The organism is Acinetobacter lwoffii (assembly GCF_024129595.1).
Lineage (GTDB): Bacteria > Pseudomonadota > Gammaproteobacteria > Pseudomonadales > Moraxellaceae > Acinetobacter > Acinetobacter lwoffii_O.
In genome coordinates this window covers 1-787 of sequence record NZ_JAMXXS010000094.1, presented here as the reverse complement: position 1 = coordinate 787, position 787 = coordinate 1, and the positions used below count along the sequence as shown (strand labels likewise).

1 pseudogene is annotated in these 787 nt (G+C 36.6%); it reads right to left on the bottom strand.

Going from position 1 to position 787, the window contains the following annotated elements:
- Nucleotides 1-27 precede the first annotated feature (27 nt).
- Nucleotides 28-729: pseudogene (locus NI466_RS15795) on the bottom strand (IS1 family transposase).
- Between the last annotated feature and the right edge of the window lie 58 nt (nucleotides 730-787).

Below are 787 nucleotides of genomic sequence, written 5' to 3'. Positions count from 1 at the left end.
GGTGGTGTTTCAAAAAGTATGCTGGCGTTAAACAAATCCGTTATTAAGGTAAAAGAAAGTCAAATCAAAGGCTTTAAAATGATTTTCGAGCTTTTTAGAAAAGTTGCAACTTCTCCTAAATCCACGCCTGATTCGATGACGAATTCTACAATTGTTACCTTCAATACCGACGGTAAAAAACTTACCGATCACTTGCTTGCAACATTGAAATGCTGTGATAAAACTATCCCAATGATCACTCGCAATTCGAGCATATTGAACCCCAAGCTTTTTAAGTCTAGCTTTAAGACGTTGAACCGTTGCTAAATCCCGCTTACCCCAAACATAAGCAACAATTTCTCCAGATTCTCGATGGTAGGCATAAATAAGCCATTGTTTATTTTTCTTATTCCCTACAAAAGTCTAAAGTTCATCGACTTCAAGACATTCGTAGTGGCTTTGTTTAGGCTGAATCTGATAGATCGATTCACTTAAGGTTCGTAATACCTTGCCAATGCTGATACGCTCGACTTCAGCAATATCTCTTACACCGCTTCCTCTGACCATTAAATGTAATATCTTGCCGGTAATACCTGAGTTACATTCTTGATAGCTTAATGCATGATCACCAATAAACTGACGTTTGCAATCTTTGCATTGATGGTTTTGTTTCCCATCTACTTTGATGCCATTTCTCTTTATATTGTTACTTAGACAGGTAGGACATTTGATTTGTAGCGTTATTTTCATACCTCTATTTTATCAAAAGCCATATTGTTTTTTTCAGCATACTTTTTGAAACACCACC